At 64.9% G+C, this 22688-nt stretch carries 17 protein-coding genes; 6 read left to right on the top strand and 11 right to left on the bottom strand.

All coding sequences use genetic code 11. From position 1 onward, the window contains the following. Position 1 precedes the first annotated feature (1 nt). Positions 2-754, bottom strand: a complete 753-nt coding sequence (locus HV744_RS26650; RefSeq protein ID WP_175152371.1) for an AraC family transcriptional regulator — start codon at positions 752-754, stop codon at positions 2-4. Positions 755-1148: 394 nt separating this feature from the next. On the opposite strand from HV744_RS26650, the gene HV744_RS26645 reads away from it, so the two are divergent. Beyond that, on the top strand, positions 1149-1493 hold the full coding sequence (locus HV744_RS26645; protein ID WP_175152358.1) for a hypothetical protein: 345 nt from the start codon (positions 1149-1151) through the stop codon (positions 1491-1493). 418 nt (positions 1494-1911) lie between these two features. Then, positions 1912-2838, top strand: coding sequence for a hypothetical protein (locus tag HV744_RS26640; protein ID WP_425497846.1), 927 nt, complete (start codon positions 1912-1914; stop codon positions 2836-2838). Between the two features lie 123 nt (positions 2839-2961). Here HV744_RS26640 and HV744_RS26635 read toward each other — a convergent pair whose 3' ends face one another. Continuing rightward, complete coding sequence (locus HV744_RS26635; RefSeq protein WP_175152356.1) at positions 2962-3954, bottom strand: universal stress protein; 993 nt, start codon at positions 3952-3954, stop codon at positions 2962-2964. Between the two features lie 238 nt (positions 3955-4192). On the opposite strand from HV744_RS26635, the gene HV744_RS26630 reads away from it, so the two are divergent. The 3 genes from HV744_RS26630 to HV744_RS26620 all read left to right on the top strand — a co-directional run bounded on the left by HV744_RS26630 (position 4193) and on the right by HV744_RS26620 (position 9931). Continuing rightward, positions 4193-6895: a winged helix-turn-helix domain-containing protein gene (locus HV744_RS26630; protein ID WP_175152355.1), complete on the top strand. Its 2703-nt coding sequence runs from the start codon at positions 4193-4195 to the stop codon at positions 6893-6895. 187 nt (positions 6896-7082) lie between these two features. After that, positions 7083-8744: a fatty acid--CoA ligase gene (locus HV744_RS26625; protein ID WP_175152354.1), complete on the top strand. Its 1662-nt coding sequence runs from the start codon at positions 7083-7085 to the stop codon at positions 8742-8744. A gap of 62 nt (positions 8745-8806) precedes the next feature. Then, positions 8807-9931 carry a porin gene (locus HV744_RS26620; RefSeq protein WP_175152353.1) on the top strand — a complete coding sequence of 375 codons (1125 nt, stop codon included), beginning with the start codon at positions 8807-8809 and terminating at the stop codon, positions 9929-9931. Positions 9932-9964: 33 nt separating this feature from the next. Here HV744_RS26620 and HV744_RS26615 read toward each other — a convergent pair whose 3' ends face one another. The 9 genes from HV744_RS26615 to HV744_RS26575 all read right to left on the bottom strand — a co-directional run bounded on the left by HV744_RS26615 (position 9965) and on the right by HV744_RS26575 (position 22458). Then, positions 9965-10564, bottom strand: coding sequence for a PqiC family protein (locus HV744_RS26615; protein WP_246279208.1), 600 nt, complete (start codon positions 10562-10564; stop codon positions 9965-9967). Further along, positions 10561-12186, bottom strand: a complete 1626-nt coding sequence (locus HV744_RS26610) for a PqiB family protein (RefSeq protein ID WP_175152352.1) — start codon at positions 12184-12186, stop codon at positions 10561-10563. The genes HV744_RS26615 and HV744_RS26610 overlap by 4 nt, the downstream gene beginning before the upstream one ends. Next, positions 12161-13450 carry a paraquat-inducible protein A gene (locus HV744_RS26605; RefSeq protein ID WP_175152351.1) on the bottom strand — a complete coding sequence of 430 codons (1290 nt, stop codon included), beginning with the start codon at positions 13448-13450 and terminating at the stop codon, positions 12161-12163. The genes HV744_RS26610 and HV744_RS26605 overlap by 26 nt, the downstream gene beginning before the upstream one ends. Then, complete coding sequence (locus tag HV744_RS26600) at positions 13447-14943, bottom strand: efflux transporter outer membrane subunit (RefSeq protein WP_175152350.1); 1497 nt, start codon at positions 14941-14943, stop codon at positions 13447-13449. The genes HV744_RS26605 and HV744_RS26600 overlap by 4 nt, the downstream gene beginning before the upstream one ends. Position 14944: 1 nt before the next feature. Continuing rightward, on the bottom strand, positions 14945-18172 hold the full coding sequence (locus tag HV744_RS26595) for an efflux RND transporter permease subunit (RefSeq protein ID WP_175152349.1): 3228 nt from the start codon (positions 18170-18172) through the stop codon (positions 14945-14947). A 12-nt stretch (positions 18173-18184) separates the two neighbouring features. Continuing rightward, complete coding sequence (locus HV744_RS26590; protein WP_425497843.1) at positions 18185-19480, bottom strand: efflux RND transporter periplasmic adaptor subunit; 1296 nt, start codon at positions 19478-19480, stop codon at positions 18185-18187. Positions 19481-19671: 191 nt separating this feature from the next. Next, positions 19672-20058: a response regulator transcription factor gene (locus HV744_RS26585; protein WP_175152348.1), complete on the bottom strand. Its 387-nt coding sequence runs from the start codon at positions 20056-20058 to the stop codon at positions 19672-19674. A 286-nt stretch (positions 20059-20344) separates the two neighbouring features. Continuing rightward, on the bottom strand, positions 20345-20974 hold the full coding sequence (locus HV744_RS26580; RefSeq protein ID WP_175152347.1) for a response regulator transcription factor: 630 nt from the start codon (positions 20972-20974) through the stop codon (positions 20345-20347). Then, positions 20971-22458: a PAS domain-containing sensor histidine kinase gene (locus HV744_RS26575; RefSeq protein WP_246279207.1), complete on the bottom strand. Its 1488-nt coding sequence runs from the start codon at positions 22456-22458 to the stop codon at positions 20971-20973. Before HV744_RS26575 ends, HV744_RS26580 begins: the two co-directional genes overlap by 4 nt. Between HV744_RS26575 and HV744_RS26570 the strand changes: the two genes are divergently transcribed. Further along, positions 22457-22681 (top strand): hypothetical protein, encoded by a 225-nt coding sequence (locus tag HV744_RS26570; protein ID WP_175152346.1) that lies wholly within the window; start codon positions 22457-22459, stop codon positions 22679-22681. The two genes, HV744_RS26575 and HV744_RS26570, sit on opposite strands and share 2 nt — an antisense overlap. The last annotated feature ends 7 nt before the right edge of the window (positions 22682-22688 follow it).

Raw genomic sequence — 22688 nt, 5'->3', positions numbered from 1 at the left:
GTCAGCGGAAATAGCGCGCGGGCGTGTCGCCGAACGCGTCGCGGAACACCGCGATAAACGACGACACGTCGTGGTAGCCGACTTCAAGCGCCACTTGCGTGACACTCTCGCCCGCGCCCAGATGTTCGAGCGCAACCAGCAGGCGCAACTGCTGGCGCCACTGACCGAAGGTCTGCCCGGTTTCCTTGACGAACAGACGCGCCGCCGTGCGAGCCCTGACACCGGCGGCCGCGGCGAGGTCTTCGAGCAACGCGGGCTGCGCCGGGTTGGCGCTCAGCGCTGCGGCGATCCGCCGGATGCGCGGGTCGACCGGCCAGTTCAGGCCCAGCGGCGCGGCCGGCAAGGCCGGCAGGCGATCCAGCAGCACTTGCACGAGACGGCTGGCGGGTTCGTCGAACGGTTGGTCGAGCGGCAGATTGGCCGCGGCGATCAGCAACGCTTGCACGAGCGCGTCCGGCACGACCGCGCCGCTTTGCGCGGGCAGCGGCGCGGCCTCCGTGGCGGCATACAGCGAATACAGTTGCACGCGTCGCGTGGCGCACAGGCAATGCAGCACGTTCGGCACGATCCAGACCGCATGCCCGGGCGGCACGACCCAGTGGCCGGTTTCGGTGCGCACGGTCAGCACGCCGTCGCTCACGTACATCAGCCGCGCGCGATGACAGGCTTGCCACGGTTGGTCCAGCGTCTCACGGCGCTCGCCGACCACGAAGACCGCTGGCTCGACGCCGCTTGGATCGAAGGCTTCCATCAGGGTGTCTGGGTTGCCGCGTTGCTTCCACGAAGGCAGCAAGATTAGCACGGCTCGTGCGCCGCGCTCCGCTGCCCCGGCGGCTCGATCGCGCACGCGCAATGCGCGGCGGCTTGCCAGCGCAATCGCGGCTTCAATGGCCCGAGCCCAATGAACTGCGCCGCCATCGTCGGACAGATTCATCGCGACCTGCGGCCATCGCCATTTGTTCGCGTCCACTTCGGCATGCTGATGCCGTTTCGGGTGTGGCCGTCGATCCGATGCTTGCACTTTGAAAGTTGGCTCAAGGACGCCATGTCATCAAATGCGCCGCGCAACTTTGCCATTCGCAGTGCTATATTTGTCCCGTCATTCTTCTGCGAGCCTGACTCCCATGCTATGCGACGCGTGCGAAAGAATGCTGCTGAGCGCCACTCCTGCGCCCCATCCACAACTGCTGAAATCGGACTGTGCGACGAGATTGCGTCCGCTGGGCCGTCGCCCGATCGAGGTGTGCAAATATCGCTGTCGTCAATGCGACGTGCACTGGATGCTCGAAACCGACATGGCGGATGCAGACAAGCACGAGTGGATTTGCCTATACAACTCGTCGAGCATTCTTGAACCAGGCAGCGTTGCCGCTCTCAACTCCCGGACGGAAACGCAGTCTCCAGCCGTGACGCGCATCAATGGCGCTCATGCGGTGGGCCGGGAATGGTCATATCGCATATTGATTCAGCCAGAATCGCTTCCCTTCGTATGACGAACTAGCGCCGGCCGCCTCCGCCGCGCCTGCGCCACCCGTTCCGCCACCACGGGCTGCGCCATCCGCACGGTTAAAGTTCGAGGACTGGGCGCTTGCCGTCGGCCATGGTCTGGAACTTGGCCTGCTATTCTTTTCAGAGCCCGCAACTGACGCCCAGAGTCCTTCACCCGAGAGCTAAAATCGCGTGCCGCCGAAGATTCCCCCAGACCTCGCGCTGCACATCGGATTCCTGCGCATGCCCGGTGCATCAACGAGTGAAATCCAATGCCGTAACTGAAGGGAGTGCGCCATGCGCGTTTGGACCGTCAAGGCAGCTTGCGATCTACCGGGCAGATCTCGACACGGGATGAAGAGCACTCGTATTCGTTCGCCAAGGTCGACTTGCGCGTCATCCGCGCTATGGGCTGGCGTGGTTCTGGCCTTGCTGTCCGTCCAGTCGCACGCGCAGGGAATACCGGACGTGTTGTCGAGCCGCACGGTGATCGGCGGCAATGTAAAGCAGCATGCCGACGCCGTGCTGGCCGTCATGACGTATACGACCGTCCCCGATGTGACCACCAGTTCGCTGTCGATCAACAGCGGGACCACGGGCAACCCGGGCTTCGGACAAACGCAACTCGGCGGCGGCTTCACGCTCAGCAAGTCCTTTCCGTTGTATCTGGAGGGCACGCTCGCGTACAGCCGTTACGACCCGACGTTCATCGCCACCGATGGCGCCCAACAGCGTCCGCTGCCGACGCGATGGAATACCTTCAGTTCCACGGCCGGTATCGGTTGGGACTTCCGCATCACGGATGAACTGGTGTTTCGTCCGATCCTGAACGGCACCATTGGACGTGTCGCGAGCGATCTGAAGGTCGGGCAGTCGGTGATCAATCACGTCACCGACAGCAATCTCCAGTTTCTCGACAACGGATCGCTGGACGCTTACGGCTATGGCGGCTCGCTGATGCTCGATTACGAGCACTACCGCGAAAACTACGAGATCGATGCGGAATTGCGCGCGACCGATATCTATCTGCGAAGCTTCGGCGGTACTTCCGCAGGGGTGCAGGGTTCAGCCATGGCGCAGCAGGTCAGCCTATGGACACGCTGGCGCGCGCCAACGGGTTGGCACGCGCTCGACCGGCCGATTCGCTATGTGCTCGAAGCCGCCTACTCGCACTATTTCGGCGACAGCGCGGGCGTATTGGGATTTAACGATCTCACGTCATTGGGCGTGGGTCTTGAACTCGATAGCAGCAAATATCCAATTGTCATTACTCGCACACGTCTGCTCGCGCGATATGTTTTCGGGCGCAACGTGCATGGCGTGTCGTTCGGGTTCGCTGTGAGCTTTTAACGTTGGTCTTCGCTCGTGAACGCGTTGACGAACAGCAGCTTCTCGTCCGTTTTCCGAGGCGTGTGCACGACAGGATTTTCGGCATCCGGAGACGGTGCTTTCGGCGTGAGGCGCTTTATCCTGTCATGGACGCGCGCTGCCCGGCTTGCCAGTGTCAGGCTCAGCGCTCGTCGCTCGCGCGGCGATACCGGGCGTCACGCCGATGGCCTGCCAGTCCGCATCGCTCAGATAGCGGCGCGCTGCGGGCAGGATCACGCCCTCCTCGCGTCCCAGGTGTTCCCAGATGAACTGGGCACAAGCGCGCAACTGCTCTTCGAAGCGCGCTGGCGAAAGTCCGCCCTCCGCAAGCGCAGCGGCGTTGCCGATCAGTTCGTCGATCAGACGGATTTCGTGCTGATGCTGGCGTTCGAGTTCGGCGAGTTCCGCATCGAGCGTGGACGTGCGATCGCGCAGCCTCGCGAACAGGCTGGCGCCCTCGTCCGGCGGCTGGCGCAACGCCAGCACTTTGCGTAACGCGACAGCATTCGAACGCACGGCAAGCGCGTCGCACGGCGCGCCGCGCGAGACCGCCGCGTGGACATGGTCCAGCATCACGCGCAGTTCAGCGCTGAGCGCGCGATTCACGGCGAGCAGCGCGCCGATCGCGAGGTCGGTCGTCCGGTGCGGCTGCACGGTGCACGTCAGCACAGGGATTCCACTCACGGCGAACAGTTGGCCGGCGTCCGGGCTGCCGGCATCCGGGCTGCCGGCATCCAGGCAATCGACGTCGGGGTGGCGGCCCAGCCACGGCGCGTCTTGCGATGCGCAGATGAGGTCGCAGCCGTGCTCGCGGGCCGCGTCGGCGAATGTCTGGAACGTGACGTCGCCCGGGTTCGCTTCCGTGCGCGATGTCGTCGCGCACGGCACACCTTGCGCACGCGCAGCCGCCTCGGCTTTGGCGAACCACTCCGCCGCACGGTTTTCGGCCCAGGCTTCATCACCATCGCGCTCTGATGCGACGCACGCATGGAAAAACGTGACACGCGCGCCAATCGATCTGGCGAATTCGAGCGCGTGACCCATGGCCGTGATGGCGGCATCGGTGGCGCCCACCGGCACGAGAAAATGACGATACATGGCGTGCCCGTCAGCCTGCGTACATCGCGCTGACGGCCGCCGTCATCGGCGTGGAATTCATGATGTGGCCTCGTTTGCAACGTCTATTGGACGGTATCGTAGCGAGGGTGGGCTGCCGCGGCCCCACTCATCAAGAGGGGGCTCGACACGCGAAGTGCGCCGCAACCGTACTTCCCCGCTTTGCCGCAGCGGCGGCGCTCGCGTAAGCTGTACCGCAATCCCGTCCGATATTGCCCACATGGCTTCGACAATCCACGGCGCCGACGGCGCAGCCACCGAACTGATCCTGAAGACGATCGCGCCGCGCGCGACGCAGCATCTGCTGGTACGCGCGCGTCTGAGCGCCGATGAGGCGCGGCTGCGCAATCTGCAGGTCGCGCTGGTTCAGGCGCCCGCAGGCTACGGCAAGACCTCGTTGCTGACGCAATGGCGGCGTGAACATCTGGCGCGCGGCGTGGCCGTCGCGTGGCTGTCCGTCGATGAGCGCGACGACGCGCGGCGCCTGCTGCTCGGCCTTGTGCACGCGGTGCGCGCGGGCTGTGCGCGGCCCACCTTCGGGCGGCTCGTGCTCAGCGGTGCGGCGGCATCGTCCCGCGAACTGGAAGGCATCACCGCGTGGCTCGCGGAAGTCGCGCAGCTCTCGATCAACGTGGTGCTGATCGTCGACGAAGCCGATCGCCTGCCCGCTGGCGGCTCGGCGGCGTTGTCCTATCTTCTGCACAACGCGCCGCAGAACCTGCGCGTGGCGGTGTCGGCACGGCGCGGCCTCGACGACGCGGCGGGCGATCTGCTCGCCTACGGTGCGGGCGAACTGATCGGCCCCGAGCTGCTGCGCTTTCGGCTGGACGAGGCGATTGCGCTGATCAGCGAGCGCTTCGGCGCGCGCGTCGACGCCGATGTGTCCGCGCAACTCTTCGAGCTATCCGACGGCTGGCCGCTCGGCTTCCAGCTCGCGCTGGCGGCGATGGCGCGAGCCGACGATCCGCGCGAGGCGGCGCAAGCGCTGTCGGCCGACCGCGGTGGCTTGCGCCATCACCTCGTGGGCGCGCTGATTGCGAAGCTGTCCGCCGAGGACAACGCGTTCCTCACGCGCATCAGCGTGGTGGACCGGCTGCATCCGCAACTATGCGTCGCATTGACGGGCGATGACGAAGCCCTCGAACGGCTCGCGCGCCTCGTGCGCGACACGCCGGTTTTCATCGCCAGCGAAGACAGCGCGTGGTGCCGGCTTCACGTGCTGGTGCGCGACGTGCTGCGAGGCCGTCTCGCGGACCTGCCCGAAGCCGAACGCGCGGCGCTGCATTCACGCGCCTCCGCGTGGCTCGCCGCGCAAGGCATGCTAGGCGAAGCGGCGCGCCACGCGCATGCCGCGGGACAACATCAGGCTGCCTACGATCTGGCGGAACGATGCCTGCATGACGCCGTGAAAGAGGGCAACCTGGCGGCCGTGCTCGACTGGCTCGAACTGTTGCCCGAGGCGGAACTGGAGCGCCGGCCACGGCTGCGTCTTGCCGCCGCGTGGGTGCTGGCGCTCGGCGAGCGGCACCCGGAGGCCGAACGCCAGGTCGAACACGTGCTGGCGGACCCGGCCGCGGGCACTGAACTGCGCTACGAATGCGCGATGATCCTCAGCGCGGCCGCTTACTACGCCGATAACACCGACCGCTTCGTGACGCTCCTCGAGCCGTGGCTGGACACCGTGCCATCCGCCACGTCATGGCTCGCGCAGATCCACGCGAACCGCCGCTCGGCACTGGCGATCCTGCAGGGTGAACCCGCGCAGGCGAGGCGTTACCAGCAACTCGCGCCGCGCCGTGAAAGCGCCACGGGGCTCGGCTATGTGAAGCGCTGGGGCGATCACACGATCGGCCTGAGCTATCTGCTCGAAGGCCAGCCGAGTCTCGCCGAAGCCGTGCTGATGCCCGCGCTCGCGAGCGCCGAAGCGGACCTTGGGCGGCGTCATCCGCTCACCTGCATGTTTGCCGCGATGTGCGCGGCGGTGTGCTACGAAACCGACCGCGTGGAACAGGCGGCGGCCTTGCTCGCGAACCGGCTCGACGTGCTGGAGCGCGGCGGCACGCCCGAGATGGTGACGCTCGCCTACCGCACCGCCGCGCAGATCGCCGCGGTGCAAGGCGTCGAGCATCGCGCGCTCGATCTGCTGGAGGCGTTGCACGCGATGGGCGTCGGCCGCCGGCTGCCGCGTCTGTGCATCGTGAGTCTCGCGGAGCAGGTCCGCTTGCACGCCGGACGCTATCGTACGCAGACATGCGAGGCGCTGGTCCAGCGCATCGACGAAATCGTCGCGCACGAGGCCGCCCGTCATGGGCCCTTGTGGCTGCGGCCGGTGGCGATGCTGCAGGCCTTGTCGCACGCGTATGCGTCGGTTGCCGCGCGGCGCTGGCCGGAATCGCTGGATGCCCTCGCTGTCGCGCTCGAACAGGCGAACGCGATGAAACTGGGCCGCTACCGCATCGAGATCATGGTGCTACAGGCTTTCGCATTGGAGCAAACCGGCGCGCAAGGCCGTCCGCTGCTGCTCGAAGCGATGAATCTGGCCCATGCCTACGGCCTGACGCGCACGCTCGCCGACGCGCATCCCGGCAGCGCGGACTGGATGAGGCGGGTCGGCGAAGAAGCCGCCGATGCCGGCCAGCCGATTCATGCGATGCCCGCGCCGCGCGTCGTGCCGATCCCGGCGCGCCCGGCAAGCGGCGCGCCGCGCGCGGTGCCAAGCGTCGTGCTGACGCCGAAGGAGCGGGAAATCCTCGAACTCCTTGCGCGCAATCTTTCCAACAAGGAGATTGCGCTGGCGATGTCGGTGGGTGAAGAGACCGTCAAATGGCATCTGAAGAATCTCTTTGACAAGCTCGATGCCAGTTCCCGCAAGCACGCCGTGCGCCGCGCGCTGGTTCTGGGCCTGCTGGAAGCCGCGCAGTAGCGGCCTCTGCCCGGTCTGCGAAGCGTTTTGCCGCCAAACACGCAGCCGGCAACGCATGAGCGGCGTCTTTATGCTCCTGGACCCGCCCCCTCCGACCTGGGGGGGCCGCCATCGATTGGGTTTTGTAATCTCGCTTTCATGATGCTGCTCATCCGGGTGGCGCCGACTCCACCAACGGGAGCCCTCCGTGCGAGAAACCGAGACGTCCGATCACCTGATTGCCACCACCGCCTCCGCCTACGCGTATCCGCTTCTCGTGAAGCAGTTGCTCGTCAACTCGCTGAGCGTGTGCGCCGACCAGGAGATCACGTATCGCGGCGAACAGCGCTACACCTTTACCGGCTTTCGCCGACGCGTCGGCCTGCTGGCCAATGCACTCGCATCGCGCGGCGTGCGCGCGGGCTCGACCGTCGCGGTCATGGACTGGGATACGCATCGGTATCTGGAAAGCTACTTCGCGATCCCGATGATGGGCGCGACGATCTTCACCGTGAACGTGCGCATTTCGGCGCAGCAGATCGCCTACACGTTGAACGACGCCGGCGCCGAGGTGCTGATCGTCAACAGCGATTTTCTGCCGATCGTCGAAGCGATCTGGCCGGAATTGAAGACCGTGCGCGAAGTGATCGTCGCAAGCGACGACGACACTCGACCTGCTGCATCGTTGCCGATTACCGGCGAGTACGAACAACTGCTGGCGACGGCATCCGCGGACTTCGCGTTCGAAGATTTCGACGAGAACACCCGTGCGGCCATCTTCTACACCACCGGCACGACGGGCGACCCGAAGGGCGTGTACTACAGTCATCGCCAGATCGTGCTGCACGCGCTCGCCACCGCGACGACGCTGTGTTCGCCGCGCACCGGCCAGCGCCTGCATCGCGACGACGTCTACATGCCGATCACCCCGATGTTTCATGTGCTCGCGTGGGGCATGCCGTATATCGCGGTGATGCTCGGCCTGAAGATCGTGCTGCCCGGGCGCTACCTGCCCGACCTGCTGCTGCGCCTGAAGCAAACGGAACGGGTCACGTTCTCGCATTGCGTGCCGACCGTGCTGCAGATGCTGCTCGATGCGTCGGCACGCGAGCAGCACGACCTGTCGGGATGGACGATGATCATCGGCGGCTCGGCGCTGTCGCCGACGCTCTGCCGCGCCGCGCTCGAAAGAGGCATCGACGTGTTCGCCGGATACGGCATGTCGGAGACCGGCCCCATCGCGGCGCTCTCGCAGTTCGCGCCCGATGCGGAGCAGGCCGGCATCGACGAATCCGTGCGCAAGCGCTGCATGACGGGCCGGCCGGTGCCGATGGTCGAATTGCGGGTGGTCGATGACGAGATGAACGACGTGCGGCGCGACGGCCAGGCGCAAGGCGAGATCGTGCTGCGCTCGCCGTATCTGACGCAGGGTTATCACAACCGTCCGGAAGCGTCCGAAGCGCTCTGGGCGGGCGGCTATCTGCATACGCAGGACGTTGCCGTGATGCTGCCAAACGGTTGTGTGCAGATCGTCGATCGCATGAAGGACGTGATCAAGACGGGCGGTGAATGGGTATCGTCGATCGAGATCGAGGCGCTCATCAACGCGATGCAGGGCGTCGAGGAAAGCGCGGTGATCGGCGTGAGAGACGAGCGCTGGGGCGAACGTCCGCAGGCGCTCATCGTCTTGCGCCCGCAAGCCGTGCTCGAAGCGCAACAGGTGCGCGCGCATCTGCTCGGACACGCCGACTCGAAACGGATCAGCCGCTATGCGGTGCCGGAAGTCGAGCGCGTGATTTTCGTCTCCGACATACCGAAGACGAGTGTCGGGAAGATCGACAAGAAGTTGTTGCGCCAAAGGTTCGAGTGACGTACAGGTAGTAACCGGGCCCCGTTGGCGTGGCCTCGCAGATTCGGAAGGACGGAGACACAGTGAAAGCAAAATGGGTTGGCGCAGCTGCGCTTTCAGGATGTATCAGCGTGGCACACGCGCAGTCGTCAGTGACGCTGTATGGCGTCGTCGATTCGGGGCTGCTCTATCAGAGCACGGCGGCCGCGTCGTTTGCACCGCATGCGCCGAATCTCGGCAAGGTGTATCGCCTGAAGGACGGCGGTATCTATGCGAGCCTGTGGGGCATCAAGGGCAGCGAGGATATCGGCGCCGGCTATTCCATCAACTTCAAGCTTCAGGGTTCGTTCGACAGCAGCACCGGCAAGTCGGGACTCAGCGATACGACCGGCGTCACCGCGGCATTCAACCAGTTCGCGACGGTAGGCGTAGCCGGGCCGATCGGCACGTTCAACGCGGGCCGCCAGATCGTGCCGATGATCTATGCGATGGCCGACACCGACGTTCGCAACGCGCAATACTTCGGCAGTATTCTGACCGCGTGGCTCGGCATCAATCAGGCTGCCGGCTGGCCGGGGACCAACACCAACGCGCCGATCGGTGCGCTGTACGACAGCAATGCGCTGGTCTATCAGACGCCGAACTTCGCGGGCGTGTCGCTCGCGCTCGAATACGCGCCGGGCGGCGTTGCGGGACAGTTTCAGGGCGGCACGCGCGAATCGGCGGTGTTGAAGTACTCGAACTACGGTCTCAATCTGGCTGCCGTGTACTACAACGGGCACGACACCAACCCGGCCCCGGGAATGCCATTGACGGGCTTGAACAACAACCGGTTCTACTATTTCGGCGCGAAGTACACGATCAATGGTTTCATCGTGTCCGCTTCGTACGGCAAGGGGAAAAACCCGGCGCGCGCCAACGACGTCGATTTCGACATGTACTCGTTCGGGCTCGGTTATGTCATCACGCCCGTGTGGAAAGTGACGTCGGGTCTCTATTACCTGAAAGACACGAACCACTCGGGGAATCACTCGACCGAGTTCGCGATCGGTACGGAATACAATCTGTCGAAACGCACCATGGCGTACTTGCAAGTCGGCCACGTCAACAACAACGGCACGATGAACCAGACCATCGTGTATGGCCAACCCGTTGCCCCGGGTCTTGCCACCACCGCTGTGATGATCGGAATGCGCCACGCCTTCTGAGCGCGACGCGACGCATGTCGTCGCGGCACTCCGCTATTGAGGCGAGCCTGCCTGCATGGCAGCGGCTATCTCGCTGCTCACGGCACCAAGCGCCCGATCGCCGGCCAACACCAATGCGTCGTAGCCGTGCCCGTCCATCGACTGGCGCACCAGCGACTTCCCGGCGACGGGCGCCGCCTTGCCCGGGGGCACCACCGCCCATTGCGCTTCGACCGTCACCGCCTCACCGGGCACCGCGTCGAAACGCATCACGTCCACGCGGACACGCCAGGTATGCGCCGCATCCACGCCCGTATCGAATACCGATACGTGGTCCGATCCCAGCAACCTCGCCAGATTGCCGGCAATCGCCCGCGCGATGTCGCCCTTGAGCGGCTCACCCCAGCGGGCGAATTCGTCGAGCGCCACCTGGTTGTTGCCCACCCGGGTCACGATCTGGGGCCGATCGACCACGTCGGGAATCGTCACCGGAGCGACCACGACAGGGACCGGTTTCGCCGGCACCAGCGGCGCGAGTGCGGCATCGGGATTCAGCGTGTAGAAGGTCGCCGTCGGCGAACTGCCGCAGGCGCCCAGCAACGCACCTGACAGCACGATCAGAACGATCAGGATGGCCAAAGGAATGCGTGTCACGGCTTGTTCTCCGGCTTGCCGCGCACGAGTGCCTCGGGATGTCGTTCGAGGTAGTCTGCCAGCGTGCGCACGGCGGCGGCTGTCTGCGCCAGTTGGCTCATCGCATCGGAGACGTTCTGCTGCAACGCCGTATCCGGCTGCAACGCGCTGTTGGCGGAATTCATCACCCCATGTGCGGCGCTCAGGGTGTCCTTCGCTTGCGGCACGACATCCGTGTCGAGATGGCCGAGCAACGCATTGGCGCTCTGCAATGTCAGTTGCGTATTCTTGCCGATCGCTTCGAACGGAATCGTATTGAGTTTCGTCATCAGGCGCGTCATGGAATCCTGCAGGGATTGCAGTGTGCCGGGAACGGTCGGAAATTCGGCTGGATCCTTGCTCCAGTCGATTTTCGCTTTCGGCGCATCCGGGAAGAAGTCGACCGCAAGATAAAGCTGACCGGTCAGCAGGTTGCCGGTCCTCAATTGCAGGCGCATGCCCCTTGCAACCAGATAATCCGCAAATTCGCGCTGGTTCTCGTTCTCAACGGCCGGGCTGCCGGTCGGGCCGCCCTCATACCGGTTCGTAAAGCGTTCGGGATAGTATGCGACTTCAACGACGATACTCAGCTTGCGGGTCTCGCGGTTGAACCGGGTATAGATGCCGGTCACCTCGCCAACCGTGATGCCGCGAAAATCGAGCGGCGCGCCGGCCGTCAAGCCGCGTACCGAATCCTTGAATTCCGCGACGAACCGGGTGACGATGCGGTCATGGCGCTTCATCGCGTCACCGAAGCTCGCGAACAGCGCGAATGACGTCTGGGCCGCGGCGGGCGGCTGGCCGACCGACTGGTCCGGCGTGTCGAAGGCGACGCCGCCGACCAGAATCGATACGAGCGATTGCGTGTTGACCCGCACGCCGTTGGTATCGAGCGCCAGGTCGACCCCGCTCGCATGCCAGAAGCGCGTATCGGGTCTGACGAACCTGTCGTACGGCGCATTGATGAACGCACGCAAGGTCACGCTCCTGCCATCCGGATCGAGACTGAACGACGTGATCTGTCCCACCTGCAGCCGGCGGTAAAACACCGGCGTGCCGGCAGCCAGCGAGCCCATGTCCTGGCTTTTGAGCACGAACTCCCGGCCAGGCACGTCGCTCGCAATCACGGGGGGCGTCTCGAGACCGGTGAATGCCTGGCGTGTTTTCGGCGACGCGCCCGCGTCCATGCCGACGAACGAACCGGACAGCAGCGTCCCGAGGCCCGACACCGTGCCGCCGGAAATGCGCGGACGCACGACCCAGAAGCGCGTGTCATCGACCAGCAGATCCGACGCATCCTTGACGACCTCCGCGGTGGCAATCACGTGCTTGTGATCCCTCGAAAGGCTCACCTCCTTGATGACCCCGATGTCGACGTCCTTGAACTTGATCTTCGTCTTGCCTGCTTCCAGCCCTTCCCCGGTGTTGAACGTGATGGTGATCTTCGGCCCCTGCTCGAGCACCGCCTTGACAGCGAGCCAGCCGCCGATCAGCACGGCGATGATCGGCACCAGCCATACCACCTGGAGCCGCCAGCGCGCGCGCGGCGCGGCTACGGCTTCCGGGAGTTCCGGCAGGTCAGGTGTTTTTCCGGTCTCTGGCATGATCTTGCTGCGCCGCGTCCCAGATCAGGCGCGGGTCGAACGACATGGCGGCGAACATGGTCAGCACGACCACCGCGCCGAACGCGATGGCGGCCGGGCCCGCCTGGATGGTGGCCAGTGCCTTGAACTGGACGAGCGCCACCAGCATCGTAATGACGTAGATATCGAGCATCGACCAGCGCCCGACCAGTTCGACGATCCGGTAGATGCGCGTGCGCTGCTCGGGGCTCCAGCGCGAGTGAAGCTGGGTCGAGATTGACAGGAAGACGATGGCGATGATCTTCAGCATCGGCACCGCGATGCTCGCGATGAACACCACCAGCGCGAGCAGCCACGAACCGGACGTCCACAGATAGACGACGCCGCTCATGATCGTGTCCTTCTCGGCGCCGAACAGCGAACTGGTGTACATCACCGGCAAGACGTTGGCCGGGATGTATAGCACCATCGCGGCGAATAGAAACGCCCACGTGCGCGACAGGCTATCCGGCTTGCGGGCATGCACCGAGGCGCCGCAGCGCGGACAGTTCAGCTCATGCGCGTGAGCGGGCGCCTTCGCCAGCAAGCCGCAGTCATGACATTGAACCAGCCCGCACTGCGCCGCGCTCAGCCAGCCATGCAGCCCGGCACGCTCGTCGTGCGGCTCGCCAGCGGCATGCTGCAACGTGCTGATGCGCGCCCACAGCGCGCGTGAATCGAACGCCGCAGCCGCGGCGGCGAGCACCAGCATCAGTGCGCCGAACGACCACAGTCCGACACCTGTCACGACGCTGGCGATGTGGGCAAGCTTGACGAGCGCGACCAGCAGGCCAATGATCAGCACCTCGGTCATGCCCCACGGCTGCGCGAGGCGCGCCAGCCGGAACACGGACGCAGCCCCCCAGGGCACGCGATTGACCCGCAACGGCACCAGCATCCACAGCATCGACGCGACCTGCGCGAAAGGGGTGAGGATCGTGGTGAAGAACACGAGCGCCGCGAGCGGCCACATCCCGTCCAGGTACAGCACGCGTACCGCGCCGATCAGGGTCGTCTCGACCAGCGTGCCGTTCACCGACAGCCCGACAATCGGATACGAATTCGCGATCACCAGCAGCACGGCCGCCCCCAGCGACAGCGCAAACGCCCGGTCGAGCGAATTGGCGCGATTGCGGTACAGCTCCCCATGACAGCGCCGGCAGCGCAGCACGCCGCCTTCGGGAACCTCCGCTTCGGTCTGCAGCAGATCGCATTCATGGCAGGCAAGCAGAGCGGCGCGCGTCATCGCTGAGCCTCCGAGGCCGGCAAGGCCGCCACCGGCTGGGCGGGAGCGGGCGGCTGCGGCGGCTGCGCTTGCGGCTGCGTCATCTGCTCCGCCTTGACGACCCAGCCGCCGCCCATCGCCTTGTACAGGCTGACGAACGAGCTCAGCTCCGTGCCTTGCGTCTGTGCATAGACCAACTGCGCGTTGAACAGACTCCGCTCGGCGTCGAGCACCTCGATGTAGCTCGTGTAGCCGCCTTCGTAGCGCAGCCGCGCGAGGTGCGCGTAGGTGGACAGCGCGGTCACCTGGTCGGCCTGCACGTTCAGTTGCTCGCGTGATTTCTGCGCCGTGATGAGCGCGTCCGCGACTTCCTGGAACGCCACCTGGATCGCCTTGCGATAGGCCAGCAGCGCTTCCTGTTGACGCGCTTCCGCCTGACGGACCTGGCCTTCGATGTTGCCGGCGGTGAAGATCGGCACCGAGACCGCACCGGCAAACGACCACACGCGCGCCGGGCCGGTGAACAGGTTCGAAAAGTCCGTGCTGAGCGAGCCGAACAACCCCGTCAGCGAGATCGACGGGAAGTACAGCGCACGCGCCGCGCCGATCAGCGCGTTTTGCGCCACCAGGTTCTGCTCGGCCTCCAGCAGGTCCGGACGGCGTGCGATCAGATCGGACGGCAAGCCGGCGGGAATCGCCGGCGGCGCCAGCGCGTCCAGCTCCCGGCCGCGCAGGATCGGCTCGGGATTGCGTCCGAGCAGCACCGCGATCGCATCTTCCTGCACGGCGATCTGCGCTTCGAGCTGCGGAATGGTGGCCAATGCGGCCTGATATTCGGACTGGCTCTGCGCCAGTTCCATCTGCGAGACTTCGCCGCCCTGGAAGCGCAGCGTGAACACCTTGACCGAATCGGCCCGGCTCTCGGCGGTGGCCTTCGCGATGTCCAGCTGCCGGTCGAGGCTGCGCAGATTGATGTAGGACGAAGCGACCGAGGCCACCAGCGTGAGGATCGTGCCGCGGCGGCCCTCCTCGCTCGCCAGCAGGTTCGCCCGCGCCGCCTCGGTTTCGCGCCTGATCTTGCCGAACAGGTCGATTTCCCACGACGCCGACACGCTCGCGTCGAACTCGTTAAAGACCGGGTTGACCCCGGCCGGCAGCGGCACCGACCCGTCCTGCGACGCGCGCTGACGCGACGCCCCGAAGTTCGCCCCCACCTGCGGAAACAACCCGGAACGGGTCGTCACGAACTGGCCGCGAAACTCTTCGACGCGTGCGGCGGCAATCTTGACGTCGAGGTTATCCGCGAGCGCGGCGGTGATCAGGTCGTTGAGGACGGGGTCCTCGAACTGTTCCCACCAGGCGGTGTTGGCGGTGTCGGCGGTCTCTTCCATGCTGAAGCGGAAGGTGGCCGGCACGTCCACCTTGGGCCGCACGTAGTCCGGTCCGAGCAGACAGCCATTCAGCGTCAGCAGCAGGAGCGGTGTGAGCAGGCGCGCGAATGCTGTTGCACGCATCTCAGTCGCCCTCATGCTGCGCTGACGGCGTGGCCTTCGGCGCGCCCGGGCCGCCCGCCGGCGGCGCCGCGCCTCCGGGGCTGTCGGCACCCGGCCCCGGCTTCTCCTTCGGCCCGCTCTTGCGCGACGACAGCGTCTCGAGCAGGAAATAGAACATCGGGATGAAGAACACCGCGATGACGGTTGCGCCGAGCATCCCGCCGATCACGCCGGTGCCGATCGAATGCCGGCTGTTGGCCGATGCGCCAACTGCAATCGCCAGCGGCACGCAACCGAGGATGAAGGCGAGCGATGTCATCACGATCGGGCGCAGCCGCTCTTCGGACGCGCGCACGGTCGCATCCAGCACCGACGCGCCTCCTTCGCGGTTGAGGACGGCGAACTCGAAGATCAGAATCGCGTTCTTCGCGGCGAGCGCGACCAGCATCGTCAGGCCGATCTGGAAGTAGATGTCGTTCTCGAGACCGCGCATCATGATCGCGAGCAACGCGCCGAACAGCGCGAACGGCACCGCCATCAACACGCCGAGCGGCAACGACCACTTTTCGTACTGGGCGGCGAGGATCAGGAACACCATGATGAGCCCGAATACGAACACCGCGCCCGAGGTTCCGCCGGATTTACGCGCTTCGTACGCCTCACCGCTCCACGCGACGTCGTAGCCGGGCGGCATCTGCGTGGCAAGCTCTTCCAGTGTGCTGATCACCTGGCCCGAACTGAAACCGGGTGCGGCATTCGCTGTCACGAGGACGGCCGGAAAGTTGTTGAAACGCGTGATCAGATCGGGGCCGGTGACATACCGGTAGGTCGCGACCGTTCTGAGCGGGACCATCGAGCCAGTCTTGCTGCGCACGAAGATCCGGTCCAGATCCTGAGGCTTGAGGCGGTATACCGGATCGGCCTGCAGGATCACCTGCCACAGCCGGCTCGCGCGGTTGAACTGCGACACGTAGAGGGAGCCGAACATCGTCTGCATCGAGCTGTAGACATCTTCGATCGGCACGCCGAGCGTCTGCGCCCGCTCCCGGTCGACCTCGACCAGCAGCTGCTGCGACGAAGCGTTGAAGGTCGTCGTGACGCGTGAGAGTTCGGGCCGCTTCCTCGCCCGCTCGATGAACTGCTGCACGACCCCGGCGAGCTGGCCGATCGTCGCGTCGCCCTTGCTCTGGATCCACACCTCGGTGCCGCCCGTCGTGCCAAGGCCAGGAATGGATGGCGGATTGACCGGCGTCACGATCCCGGCGGTGATCTTCGACAAGGTCCGGTACGCGTCGATCAGCACGGTTCGCGCATTCTGCGTCGCTCGGTTGGCCCGCGTGTAGCGCTCGTCGAAACTCTTCAGACCGACAAAGAAGGTACTGGCGTTATTCTTGTTCTGCACGTCGAGCAGGCTGTACCCGTCGACCGTCGTGATGCTGCCGACGGCGTCCTGTTTCATGAAGTATTCGGTAACCTGGTCGGACACGGCCCCCGTGCGATCGAGACTCGCGGCATCCGGCATCTGGATCGCACCCAGCAGGTAGCCCTGGTCCTCAGGCGGCAGAAAAGCACTGGGAATCGACTTCACCATTACCACGGTCAGCGCGATCATGCCGCCAAAGAGCAGCAGAGCCAGCACGAAGCGCTTGATGATCACCTGGATCGAGCGTGAATAGCCCACCGTCATCCGCGTGAACGAATTCTCAAACCAGCGGAAAAAGCCTTTCTTCTCCTTGTGCGAGCTCTTGAGCAGCAGCGAGGCCAGCGCCGGCGACAAGGTCAAGGCCACGAGACCCGAGATCACCACCGAGATCGCGATCGTGATCGCGAACTGCTTGTACAACTGGCCGGTAATCCCGCTCACGAACGCCACCGGCACGAACACCGCGCACAGCACCAGCACGATCGCGATCACCGGCCCCGCCACCTCGTCCATCGCCGCTTTGGCCGCCTCCTTCGGATTGAGCTTGTGGACGGTCATGTTGCGTTCGACGTTCTCGATCACCACGATCGCATCGTCAACCACGATGCCGATCGCGAGCACCATCCCGAACAGCGTCAGCATGTTGATCGAGAAGCCCAGCAGCGCCATGCCCATGCAGGTACCGACAATCGAAATCGGCACCGCCAGCACCGGGATCAAGGTCGCCCGCAAGCTTTGCAGGAACACGTACACCACGATCACCACCAGCACCAGCGCTTCGAAGAACGTGCGGATCACGTCGGAGATGGACGCCCGCGTAAACTCGGTGGTATCCATCGCAATCTGGTATTTGATCCCCTCAGGAAACGACTTGCTGAGCTCGGCGAGCGTGGCCTTCACCTGCTTCGACACGTCGAGCGCGTTGGCGCCCGGTTGCTGGTAGACCGCGATGATCGTCGCGGGCTTGCCCTGAAAGCGGCTGCGGATCGAGTAGTCTTTCTGGCCCAGTTCGGCGTGGCCGACGTCCTTGAGCCGCACGATCGCCGAGCCTTCGCTGGCCGCTCGCAGGATGATGTTGTCGAACTCCGCCGGCTCGGCGAGCCGCCCGGTGGTCGTGACCGCGAACGACTGTTCGACGGGATCGCCGGTTGGCGACTGCCCGATGCGGCCGACCGCGAACTGCTGGTTCTGGTTCGCGACCGCATTCTGCACGTCGGTCGCCGTGATACCGAGTTGCGCCATGCGGTCGGGCTTGAGCCAGACCCGCATCGCGTAGTCAGGTGTACCGAAGATGCTCGACTGGTTAGCGCCCGGAATCCGCTTGAGCGCATCGAGCACGTAGATATTCGCGTAGTTGGCGATGTAAGTGCTGGTGAAGCGCTGGTCCGGCGAGTAGATCGCGATCACCATCATGAACGCCGACGACTTCTTCTGCACCTGCACGCCTTGCGACTGAACCGACTGCGGCAATTGCGGCAGCGCCAGGTTCACGCGGTTCTGCACGTCGACCTGCGCGAGTTGCGGATTGGTGCCGATTTCGAAGAACGCGTTGATCGTCAGATTGCCCGTCGATGAACTCGATGAGTTCATGTAGATCATGTTGTCCGCGCCGTTCACCTGCTGCTCGATCGGCGCGGCCACGTTGTTCGCGACGACGTCCGCGCTCGCGCCCGGATAAGTGGCCGAGATCGTGATCTGCGGCGGCGTGATGTCCGGATACTGCGCGACGGGCAGCGCGAACATCGTCAACGCACCGCCCAGGGTGATGACGATCGAGATCACGGACGCGAAGATCGGCCGGTCGATGCAGTAGTGAGAGATGCTCATCGTTGCCGTCCTTCACTCGGACGCGCTGGCGCCGGACACAGGCGCAGCAGAGGCTGTTGCGGATGCGCCCGCCTGAGCGCCTGCCGGTTGCGCGCCGCCGCCCTCGCCCGGCAGCCGCTGGACGATCTTCAGCGGCACACCGGCGCTCACGCGGATCGCCCCGTCAACCACGACGCGCTCGCCGGGCTTCAATCCGTCGGTAATGAACCAGTCATCGCCTTGCCATTCGCCGACTTCAACCACCCGTTGATGGCCCTTCGACTCGTTGTCCACCACCCACAGAAAGTGGCTTTTCGAGCCTTGCAGGACCGCGCGCTGCGGCACGAGGATCGCGTTTGGCCGGATCGCTCCGCCCACGCGGGCCCGCACGAACTGCCCGGGACGCAGCGCCGCTTTGGGATTGTCGAATACGGCCCGCACCAGAAAGGTCCCCGTTTCGGTACTGAAAGCGGGATTGGCGAAGTCGATGGTGCCGTGTTCCGAATAAGTCGAACCGTCGGCGAGAACGAGCGACACCGAGAAATCGTTATTCGCGGGGAAGCGCAGATGTCCTGCGGCAATCTGGTCGCGGTACTTCAGCATTTCATTCTCGGAGATGCTGAAGTTCACCCACATCGGATTGAGCTGATACACGGTGGTCAGCAAACCCGACTGGGTCGCCGTCACATAGCTGCCGTCCTGTTGCCGCGCGAAGCTCGACAGGCCGGTCAGCGGCGATTTGATGGTCGTATAGCTGAGATTCAACTGGGCCGTGTCCACTTCGCCCCTGGCGGCGATCACAGCAGCGGCGGCCTGCGCCTCGTTGCCGACCGCATCGTCGAGATCCTTCTTGCTCAACGCGTTCTGCGCGACCAGTGGTTGCACACGGGCGAGATTGGCTTTCGCCACCTGGTACCTCGCCTGCTGCTGGGCCAATTGCCCTTTCGCCGTCTGCAGCGCGGCCTCGAATGGTTTGGGGTCCATCAGAAACATGGTCTGGCCCGTCTTCACCAGCGAGCCCTCGACATACGTGCGGCGGTCGAGAAAGCCGTCCACCCGGGCGCGGATCTGCACTTCGCGCGAGCTCTCGGTCTGCGCGGTGAATTCGAACTCGACCGGTGTATCGCGCGGCGTGACCGTCATCACCGTGACTTCAGGCGCACTGGCTTGCGGCAGCGCTTCCTTCTTGCCGCATCCGGCGACCAGCGTGAGCAGCGCAAGCAGTGCGGTGAGCAGCGGCAACGCGAGAAGGCTTGATGGCAGGGTCCGCCAACGCGAGGAACGCGGGCCTCGAATGGGCAGTGCGCGGGTAACGGAGGCAGTATTCATCGCGTGATCCAACTCAGTGCGTCCGGGTTCTTCATATCCGTGTTCTCCGGATGGCGCCAGCGCGGCTGACGGCTGCATGAATTCCAGTGTGGTCACCCGGTGCAGCCAGGACAATCGGACTTTGGTCTCATATGATCGTTACGGCCGTTACACTCGGCGCAGCGCTTCGCAAGCGCGCGGCAACAACGGCGTCAGGGTGTCGGCGGAAGGCCCATCGCGGTCTGAACGGTGCGGATCAGCACGGAACCGTTGAAGGGTTTGCGCAGGTAACCGACGGCGCCCGCGGCCAGCACCTGCTCACGTACGCCCGGATCGTCGTAAGCCGTGATGATGATGACGGGCATGCCGCGGCCGGCCAGCTGGCGCTGCACCTCCAGGCCATTGGTGCCGGGCATCTGGATGTCGAGAATCACGCAGTCCGGCCGGTACGAGGGGACGGACGACAGCGTGTCCAGAAACGCATCGCCGCTGGTGAAGACCTCCGCCTCTATGCCAACCGACCGCAACAGGCGCTTGATCGCCCTTCCGACCGATTCTTCATCGTCTACGACGGCAGCGGTTGGTTTGAGCTTACCCATATGGCGCTTTCGGACCTTTTAGGCGATGTCGTAAGGTCAATCCTGCAGACCAAGCCTAATGGACTCGCGTGCAAACGGGAATAGGACTTTGGTCCACCGCCGTCGATGGATTGCGTGGGATCGCCGACGACGTCGGGGCGCGTGTGGGCGCGTGTGGGCGCGCGTGTGCGCGATAGGTCTCCGGGTACGACGAGGGGCAGCGCGAAGGAAATGACGCGCACCAGGGCTGATCCGCACCGGCACGCGGGCACCGTGTCAGCTTCGGATGACACGCGCTCGCGGCGCGCTAGCGGCTTGCGTCTGTGGTCGGCGCAGCGCCGGCTTTTTCGGCAAGACGAACCAGCTCGGCAAGCGAACCGGCTTTCATCTTTTCCATCACGCGTGCGCGATGAATCTTGATCGTCTTCTCCGCCGCGCCCAGCTCGCTCGCCACCTGTTTGTTCAGGTAGCCCGCCACCACGAGCGTCATCACCTCGCGCTCGCGCGGCGTCAGATGATCCAGCCGGCTCTGGATGTCCGCCCGTTCCGCGCGCGACTCGAACATCCGCCGTGCCCGTCCGAGCGCCCGTTCGAGCACGTCGAGCAGCACGCTGTCACTGACCGGCTTCGGCAGAAAGTCTGTCGCCCCCGCCTTCATTGCGTCGACGGCGGAACTCAGGTCGCCGTGCCCGGAAATGAAAATGATCGGCAGCCACTCATGCAGCCGACGTTGCAGCGCCAGTCCGCTCAGATCCGGCAGTTGCAGGTCGAGCAACAGACAGGCCGGGCAACTCTCCAGATCGGCACGTTCGATAAACGCCTCCGCGCTGTCGAAGGTTTCCACGCGATACCCGGCTGAGCGAATCAGTCGCGCGAGGGCGGTGCGGACGTGTTCGTCGTCATCGACGACGAACACCACGCAAGCAAGTCCGTTCACGATGATTGACGCGGGTCGCAGCCTTCAGCCCCGCTCGCCGATGGAAGCAGGATGTGGAACGTGGCGCCGCGGTCGCCATTGTTCTCGGCCCACAGGCGTCCGCCGTGCATCGAGACGATCGAGCAGCTGATCGAAAGGCCGAGCCCTAGTCCATGCGGCTTCGATGACGAGAAAGGCTTGAATACCTCGCCGACCTGATCCGCATTCAGACCCAGGCCGCGATCGCTCACCGCGATGCGGACCCCCTCGCCTTGCGGCGCGGTGCTGACTGTCACGGACACCACGCGATCCTCCGCACAGCATCCCTCCACCGCGTCGAATGCGTTCAGCAGCAGATTGATCATGACCTGCTGCAACTGGATCTTGTCACAGCGCACCAGTGGCACCTGTGCGGCGCTATCCAGCGTCATGCGTACGCCCCGCGACACCGCATCGCGACGCATCAGGTGCATCACCTCGCGCGCGAGGTTGCCCATATCGAGCGGCAGCGTGTCGGGGGGAACCCGCCTGACGAACTGCCGTAGCTTGCGCACGATTTCGGTGGCGCGGAAGCTATCGGCCACGATGTCCGCCAACGCCTCGCGCAAATCGGAGATGTCGCTCGGGGTCAACTCCAGGAATCGCTGCGCCGCCTGGGCGTTGCTCAGGATCGCAGTGAGCGGCTGGTTGATCTCATGAGCAAGCGCGGCCGCCATCTCGCCCAGCTCGGATGCGCGCGCAAGATGCGCCCTCTGCTGCTCGTCCCGGCGCGCTTCCTCCTGCCCGCACGGATCGACGATCAGCACGATCCACGGGGCGGCGCCAGCGGCTCCGTATTGTGTGCACTTGACGCTGACTGTGCGTTCGCAGCCGTCCTTGCATCTGGCAATGGCCGTGCGCAACTCATCGGCGCCTGCCAGGCCGTCACCCGGTGCGCCGGGCGACGAGGGTCCGGAGCCGGCTTTCGCGTCGTCGTCGGCCATGCGGGGAAACAGCTGCACGAAGGACATGCCGCCCAGTTCCTCCGCTGTATAGCCGAACAGCGTCGCCGCCGGCTCATTGACCAGCACGACCCGGTGAGCGTCGTCGACGGCGATCACCGCGCCGGGCACCATGTCCAGCAATGGCTGCAAGCCCTCTGCCAAGGAATGGCGGGGTTCGTCTTCGGGGTGGCGGCCCGACCACGGAACATATCCGGCCAGTGCGGCTGTCAATCGCCCCATCCGGTCGACACGCGCTGCCTTGGAGCGCCTGTGTGCCCGCGCGCCAGACTGTTCCCGATGCGCCGGATCCTGCCCGGACGCGCCGCGCATACGCAGGAACATGCCGGGCGCATCACACGGCGCTTTGTCATGCAGAGGTATTGTCGTGTTGATCCCGCCGGCCAGCGTCGCCGGCACGGGGTCCTGCTCGCCGGGGCGGGCGCGCCATGCATTGGTGAGCCACTCAAAAGCTGATACGACTCCCGCCACCACATTGCGGTGATCCTGCGTGGGGATATTCATGATCGAACTCTCCGTACTGTTCGTTACGGTGTCGAGCAGCAATGTTCCATTCGCAGCGGGCTCGCGGCCATCTATGCCGCATCGCCCCGAACACTTGACTGATACGCCGGCAAACTGGCAGGTCGATCCAGCAATGATTCTTGAACGGCCCCGGCATTCAAGCATCCGCCCAGGCGTGAGCATCGAGCTTTCGCGCCTGTCAGTAACATATACTGAAATGTAAAGAGATT

This window comes from Paraburkholderia ultramafica, from assembly GCF_902859915.1.
Lineage (GTDB): Bacteria > Pseudomonadota > Gammaproteobacteria > Burkholderiales > Burkholderiaceae > Paraburkholderia > Paraburkholderia ultramafica.
The sequence above is the reverse complement of the archived record's forward strand: the minus strand, read 5'-3'. Positions and strand labels throughout refer to the sequence as shown.